This window comes from Marilutibacter aestuarii, from assembly GCF_006546775.1.
Classification (GTDB): Bacteria; Pseudomonadota; Gammaproteobacteria; order Xanthomonadales; family Xanthomonadaceae; genus Marilutibacter; species Marilutibacter aestuarii.
Genome location: NZ_VICE01000005.1, coordinates 1 through 6,374, shown reverse-complemented (window position 1 = coordinate 6,374; position 6,374 = coordinate 1). Strand labels below are relative to the sequence as shown.

General features: G+C 70.7%; 8 protein-coding genes. 2 read left to right on the top strand and 6 right to left on the bottom strand.

Features of this window, described 5'->3' with window-relative positions; all coding sequences use genetic code 11:
• From FKV25_RS00580 to tsaD, 6 genes are all read right to left on the bottom strand, one after another.
• Positions 1-717: transcription antitermination factor NusB (locus tag FKV25_RS00580; RefSeq protein ID WP_281286201.1), on the bottom strand; the 717-nt coding region annotated here is incomplete at its 3' end.
• Between the two features lie 63 nt (positions 718-780).
• Positions 781-1,611 carry a DUF6159 family protein gene (locus FKV25_RS00575; protein WP_141516846.1) on the bottom strand — a complete coding sequence of 277 codons (831 nt, stop codon included), beginning with the start codon at positions 1,609-1,611 and terminating at the stop codon, positions 781-783.
• A 151-nt stretch (positions 1,612-1,762) separates the two neighbouring features.
• Positions 1,763-2,245, bottom strand: coding sequence for a 2-amino-4-hydroxy-6-hydroxymethyldihydropteridine diphosphokinase (gene folK / locus FKV25_RS00570; RefSeq protein WP_141516847.1), 483 nt, complete (start codon positions 2,243-2,245; stop codon positions 1,763-1,765).
• An 11-nt stretch (positions 2,246-2,256) separates the two neighbouring features.
• Positions 2,257-3,567 (bottom strand): mechanosensitive ion channel family protein, encoded by a 1,311-nt coding sequence (locus FKV25_RS00565; protein WP_246071801.1) that lies wholly within the window; start codon positions 3,565-3,567, stop codon positions 2,257-2,259.
• A gap of 85 nt (positions 3,568-3,652) precedes the next feature.
• Complete coding sequence (folB, locus tag FKV25_RS00560; RefSeq protein ID WP_141516844.1) at positions 3,653-4,021, bottom strand: dihydroneopterin aldolase; 369 nt, start codon at positions 4,019-4,021, stop codon at positions 3,653-3,655.
• Between the two features lie 69 nt (positions 4,022-4,090).
• A complete protein-coding gene (gene tsaD / locus FKV25_RS00555; RefSeq protein WP_141516843.1) occupies positions 4,091-5,122 on the bottom strand; it encodes a tRNA (adenosine(37)-N6)-threonylcarbamoyltransferase complex transferase subunit TsaD in 1,032 nt (343 codons plus the stop codon).
• 283 nt (positions 5,123-5,405) lie between these two features.
• On the opposite strand from tsaD, the gene rpsU reads away from it, so the two are divergent.
• Both rpsU and FKV25_RS00545 read left to right on the top strand, forming a co-directional pair.
• Positions 5,406-5,621 (top strand): 30S ribosomal protein S21, encoded by a 216-nt coding sequence (gene rpsU / locus FKV25_RS00550; RefSeq protein ID WP_111267721.1) that lies wholly within the window; start codon positions 5,406-5,408, stop codon positions 5,619-5,621.
• Between the two features lie 189 nt (positions 5,622-5,810).
• Complete coding sequence (locus tag FKV25_RS00545) at positions 5,811-6,254, top strand: GatB/YqeY domain-containing protein (protein WP_141516842.1); 444 nt, start codon at positions 5,811-5,813, stop codon at positions 6,252-6,254.
• Positions 6,255-6,374 lie beyond the last annotated feature (120 nt).

Here is a 6,374-nt window from a genome sequence, read left to right as displayed (position 1 = left end):
CACGGCCTGCGCGGCCGCGTCCTGCACCGAGACCGCGCCTGCGGTGAAGCCCGGCAGGCTGGCCACCGCGAGCGTGCCTTCCACGCGCAGCGCATCGGCGAGGTCGGGGTCGGGGCGCGCTTCGATGCCGGCGGCGGCTAGGCGCTCGCGGTAGGCATCGCGGTCGCCCTGCTGGCGGTTGACGCGCAGCCACAGGGGCGGCGGCGCCACGCTCTCGGCGAAGATCGCCGCGGCATGCGACGGCCAGTCGGCACGGATCCGCTCGCGCAGCCAGTCGGGCCAGTCGGCCTCGGGCGAGCCCGGGGGCAGGCCTTCGCGCTGGGCGCGGCGCAGCAGGGCGTTGACCAGGCCGGCCTGGTGCCGGCGACCGAGCACGCGCGCGGCCTCGACGGTCGAGGCGACGGCGGCGTGTGCCGGCAGGCCCAGCGGATCGAGCTGCGCGAAGCCGACGAACAGCAGGGTCTTCAGTTCGCCGTCGCGGCGCCCCGGCGGCTTCGGCATCCAGTTCGACAGGGCCGCTTCGAAGCGCCCCGGCTGGCGCAGCACGGCGAAGCACAAGGTTTCCACGAGCGCGCGGTCGCGGGGGTCCTCGAGGGTGGGCAGGGACTTGGCGAGCTCCACCCGGAGGGAGCGGCCGCGCAGGAGCACGGCATCGAGCACGCGCGCCGCGACGGCGCGTGGACGGGCGCCGGCGGCACTGGGGGAAGGGGCGGTCATGCCGTCATTGTCGGCGATCGCCGCCCCCGTGTCGCCCGGTCGTGGACCGGGCGGCGACGCGGCTTATTTCGCGGCGAAGGCGTGCTGCAGGTCGACGCCCTGGAACGCGGGCGGCGCCTCGCCCTGGGTCACGAAGCGGTAGAGCGCGGCCGAGTAGACGCCGCTGAGCGCCGCCTGGTAGATGCCCATCAGCAGGATCGCGGCGACGAAGACGACGGCCACCCCGATCGCGGCCGCCACCGAGGCCTGCGCCGCGAAGAAGGTGCAGGCCACGCCCAGCAGGACCAGGACCAGGGTCATGAGGCCGAACACGAGGCCGATGCCGACCTGGCCGATGGCGCTCTCGCCCCAGGTGCGCTTGAGCAGGTTGACGCTGCTCTTGAGCGCATCGACCGGCCCGACGTCGGTGCTGACCAGGATCGGCACCACCAGGAAGGTCGCCAGCGTCCACATCGCGCCCAGGCCGCTGCCGATGAGGCGGACGAGGAAGTTGTTCTCGCGGTTCTTCAGCGCGCCCAGCAACATGCCCACGGTGGCGGCGATGGCGGCGTAGCCCAGGATCGCGCCGAAGCGCGAGCGGGCCGCTTGGAAGCCATCGGCCAGCGTCGGGTCGCCGCCGTCCAGGCGGATCATCGCCGCGCCGACCAGGGCGCAGTTGAAGAAGATGATCACGGTGTACTGGCAGAAATAGAACAGGAAGCCCCAGAACGCACTGATCGCGGTCAGGCCGTTGTCGAAGATGCCCAGCGCGAAGCTCGGCAGGGCGAAGGTCGCCAGCACCAGCAGGGTCGCAAGCCCCGAGATGAGCGGGAACAGCATGAGGGCCTTGTCGGAGCGCAACACCGACGCGCTGGCCTTGACGAGCGTCCAACTGCGCGAGAATTTCTCGATCATGATCGTCCATCTCCCCGGATCAGCGGCCGATCATACGACCATCCCGTGACAATTTCTGCCCCTGAAGGTCAGAAAATGACCTTCAGATGCCCTGCCAGACCGGGAGGAGTCCGAAAACGGAGGCGGCGGTGCCCCCGCCCGCCGGCGCGGCTCAGATCGCCACGACTTCCATCGGCAGGTCGTAGTCGACGTGGCCGACCCACATCTGCGACAGCGTCCGCCCATCGTCAGGGACCACCACGTCGGGCGCGATCTCGGCCAGCGGCCGCAGCACGAAGGCATGCTTGAGCTCGGGGCGCGGGATGTGCAGGTTACCGGGGCCGTCGAGCACGCGGTTGTCGAACAGCACGATGTCGATGTCCAGCGTCCGGTTGCCGAAGCGGGGACCGCGGCGGTCGCGCCCGTGCGCATCCTCGAGGGCGTGCAGCCAGGCATTCAGGGCGTAGGGGTCGAGCCCGGTCTCGATGACCGCCGCGGCGTTGAGGAAGTCGTCGCCGCGGAAGCCCACGGCCGCCGTGCGGTAGACCGGCGACAGGACGATCTCGCCGAAGTGCGCGCGCAATGCGTCGATGCCGCTGCGCAGGTTGGCTTCCGGATCCAGGTTGCTGCCCAGGCTCAGGTAGGCCTTGCTGATGCGGGGACGACTCATGCATGCACCTCCGTGTTCGTATCCGTGTCCATTCCCGCCGTGGCGGGGCCCGGCGCCCGCAGGGCCGCCAGTCCGGCGACCAGGTCCGCGCCCCCGGGCTGCTGGAACAGGCGCAGGCCGAACTCGGGCAGGATCGCCATCAAGTGGTCGAAGATATCCGACTGGATGCCTTCGTACTCGCCCCAGTCCGTGGTGTTGGCGAAACAGTAGACCTCCAGCGGCAGGCCCTCCGGTCCCGGCGGCAGCTGGCGGACCATCAGCGTCTTGCCGTGGTCGACGTTGCGGTGCGACTGCAGGTAAGCGGTGATGTAGGCCCGCAGGCAACCGATGTTGGTCATGCGCCGTGCGTTCACCGGCTCGCTGGCGCGCTCCGGCGACTGCGCGTTCCACTCGGCCAGCTCGGCCTGCTTGCGCTCGAAGTGCGGCGCCAGCAGCGCGAAGCGGGACAGGCGCGCGCGCATCGCCGCGTCGAGGAAGCGCACGCCGCCCTGGTCGATATGCAGCGCGCGCTTGATCCGGCGACCGCCCGACTCGCTCATGCCGCGCCAGTTCTTGACGCTGTCCTCGATCAGCCGGTGCGTGGGCACGGTGACGATGGTCTTGTCGAAGTTCTGCACCTTGATCGTGTGCAGGGCGATGTCGACGACGTCGCCGTCCACGCCCAGCGCCGGCATCTCGATCCAGTCGCCGACGCGCACCATGTCGTTGGAGGCGATCTGCACGCTGGCCACCAGCGACAGGATGGTGTCCTTGAACACCAGCAGCAGCACCGCGCCCAGCGCGCCCAGGCCCGAGAGCAGCAGCAGCGGCGACTTGCCGATCAGCACCGCGACGATGGTGATCAGGGCGATGGTGTAGACCACGATCTTGCCCAGCTGCACGTAGCCCTTGATGGGGCGGTCGTGGGCATGGGGACGACGCTCGTAGAGGTCGTTCAGCGCGGACAGGAAGGCGCCCACCGCGAGCGCGAGCACCAGCACGATGTAGGCCAGCGCGGCCTTGCCGAGCACCAGCGACAGGGTGTCGTGCAGGGCCGGCACCAGGGCCACGCCCAGATAGACCACCAGTGCCGGGGCGACGTGCGAGACCTGCTTGATCACGCCCCGGGCCAGCAGGGCGTCGTCGATCTGGGTCGGGCTGGCGCGCACCACGCGGGTCAGCAGCGGGCGCACGATGCGCTGGGTCAGCCAGTCGACCACCACGGCCAGCAGCAACAGGCCGGCCAGCACCAGCACGGTGACGGTCCAGTCGATGCCCGCCGCGGCTTCGGGCGCGGCCTGCATGCGGGCGACAAGGCTTTCGGGCAATACGGTGTTCAGGCCATCCATCACATCAGGGTAAGCGCACGGCGTGCATCTTCAAGAGGCGCGACGCTGCGGACGCAAGACCGGTTCAGGCGCCGGCGGCATCGCCGCGCGAACGCTCGATCACCACGCCGACCGCGCGCGCTCCGCGCACCGCGCCCGGCTTGCTCAGCTTCAGGCGCAGGCGACGTACGCCGAACTCCTCGAGGATCAGGCCGGCGACGCGCTCGGCCAGGGTCTCCACCAGCCCGAAGTCGGACGCCTGCACGAAGGCAATCACGCGCTTGCTCACCGCCTTGTAGTCGAGCGTGTCGCCGATGGCGTCGGTGGCCGCAGGCACGCGGTTGTCGAAGGCCATCTCGATGTCGAAGACCAGCGGCTGGCGCACGCGCCGCTCCCAGTCGTAGATGCCGATCAGGGCCTCGATGCGGAGCCCTTCGATGAAGACGTGGTCCATGGGGGGTGTGGTGATTGGTGATTGGTGTTGGGTGGATGGAGGGCTGAGGGATTTCCTGCTCCCCATCCCCTACCCGCCCACCGACTGGAGGGACGCCATGTCCCAGCGCGGGGCGACCTTGACCGAGGCGTCGTCGTGCTGGCCGGCCTGCAGGCGGAGGGCGCCGGCGAAGGCGATCATCGCGCCGTTGTCGGTGCAGAAGGCCGGTCGCGGGAAGCTGGCGCGGCCGCCGCGTTCGGCGGCCATGGCCTGGAGGCGCGCGCGCAGGCGGGTGTTGGCGCCCACGCCACCGGCGACGACCAGGGTGTCGCAGCCGGTCGCATCGAGCGCGCGCCCGCACTTGATCGCCAGGGTCTCGACCACGGCATCCTCGAACCCGCGGGCGATGTCGGCGCGGGTGTCGTCTTCCTGGTCGCTGTCCTTCCAGGCCAGCAGCACCTGGGTCTTCAGGCCGCTGAAGCTGAAATCCAGGCCCGGGCGATCGGTCATCGGGCGCGAGAACCTGAACGCGCCCGGCCGGCCGCGCTCGGCGAGCGCCGCAAGCTGCGGCCCGCCGGGGTACGGCAGGCCCATCATCTTCGCGGTCTTGTCGAAGGCTTCGCCGGCGGCATCGTCCAGCGTCTCGCCGAGCAGGCGGTAGCGGCCGATCGCCTCGACGTGGACCAGCTGGGTATGGCCGCCGGAGACCAGCAGGGCGACGAAAGGCGGCTCCGGCCGGCCCTGGGCGGGATCCTCCTCCAGCAGCGGCGCGAGCAGGTGGCCTTCCATGTGGTGCACGCCGATCGCCGGGACGTCCAGGGCCCAGGCCAGCGCGCGCGCGACGCCGGCGCCCACCAGCAGCGCGCCGACCAGGCCCGGCCCGGCCGTGTAGGCCACGCCATCGAGGTCGGACACTGACATGCCGGCGTCGGCCAGGGTCTTCCGGACCAGCGGCAGCAGTTTGCGCACGTGGTCGCGGCTGGCCAGCTCGGGCACCACGCCGCCGTATTCGGCGTGCAGCGCGACCTGGCTGTACAGGGCATGCGCGCGCAGCCCGGTCGCGGTGTCGTACACCGCCACGCCGGTCTCGTCGCAACTGGTTTCGATGCCGAGGACGTTCAACTCCGGGCCTCCGGGGAATGGGGAGCAGGGCGCACGGGGCGCCGCCGCATCGACTAGGGTACGCCATGCCGTCCCGGCGGCGGGCCAACGCCAGCGCGCGCCCCAGGCCGCCGGAAGCCCGCCACGACGGGGTTCGCGCATGCCGGCAAGGCCCCCGGCACGACGCAAACCGGCCGGCGCCGGACGTTTCGCGCGCGCCGGACTTGCAGCGGGCCAATCGACCCCGCTATCATACGCGGCTCGCCCGGACGAACCGGGTCTGTTCCCGTTACCGAGATCCTGTATGCCCAGCGTCAAAGTCCGCGAAAACGAGCCTTTCGAGTTTGCCCTGCGTCGCTTCAAGCGCACCTGCGAGAAGGCCGGCGTCCTCGCCGAAACCCGCAAGCGCGAGTATTACGAGAAGCCGACCCAGGAGCGCAAGCGCAAGGCCGCTGCTGCGGTGAAGCGTCAGGCGCGCCGCGCCTCGCGCGACGTCACCAAGCGCCAGCGCCTGTACTGATCCGCACCGCGCGGTCCCGACCGCCAGGCCCCCTGGGCGTGGCGACGGGCACCGACGGAAGCCCGCAAGAAGCCGGCCGCGCCCCTGCGCAGTCGGCTTTTTGTGTTGGCCCGAGCCCCGGGGCCTGCTGACGATCCCGGATGCGCCCTCCCCGCCCCGACCGGGCGGTCCTTCCCGCAGGACGAGACGATGAGCCTCAAGCAACGACTGAACGACGACATGAAGGCGGCCATGAAGGCCGGCGACAAGCACGACCTGGGCGTGATCCGGCTGATCAACGCCGCGATCAAGCAGAAGGAAGTCGACGAGCGCGTCGAGCTGGACGACACCGCCGTCATCGCGATCCTCGACAAGATGGTCAAGCAGCGCAAGGACTCGGTCAGCCAGTACAGCGACGCCGGGCGCCAGGACCTGGCCGACGTCGAGCAGGCCGAGATCGTCGTCATCGAGCGCTACCTGCCGGCAAAGATGGACGAGGCCTCGATCCTCGCCGCGATCGACGCCGCCATCGCCAGCACCGGCGCCGCCGGTCCGGCCGACATGGGCAAGCTGATGGGCGCGCTCAAGCCCGCGCTGGCCGGCAAGGCCGACATGGGCCTGGTGTCGAAGCTGGTCAAGCAGCGCCTGGGCTGATCGCGCTCCGCACAACGGCAGCTGAGCGACGGCGACCTGCGTAGGCGCCGCGCTCACCCGGGCGAGGCAATACTCGGCGCGAGTCCCGTACACGAGCCCCGAGTGACCGCCGACCCCGAC

What these genes read in the sequence shown, in the direction of transcription:
- folB (WP_141516844.1), bottom strand. Translation starts at nt 4,021, where the DNA reads ATGGACCACGTCTTCATCGAAGGGCTCCGCATCGAGGCCCTGATCGGC.
- FKV25_RS00545 (WP_141516842.1), top strand. Translation starts at nt 5,811, where the DNA reads ATGAGCCTCAAGCAACGACTGAACGACGACATGAAGGCGGCCATGAAG.
- rpsU (WP_111267721.1), top strand. Translation starts at nt 5,406, where the DNA reads ATGCCCAGCGTCAAAGTCCGCGAAAACGAGCCTTTCGAGTTTGCCCTG.
- FKV25_RS00575 (WP_141516846.1), bottom strand. Translation starts at nt 1,611, where the DNA reads ATGATCGAGAAATTCTCGCGCAGTTGGACGCTCGTCAAGGCCAGCGCG.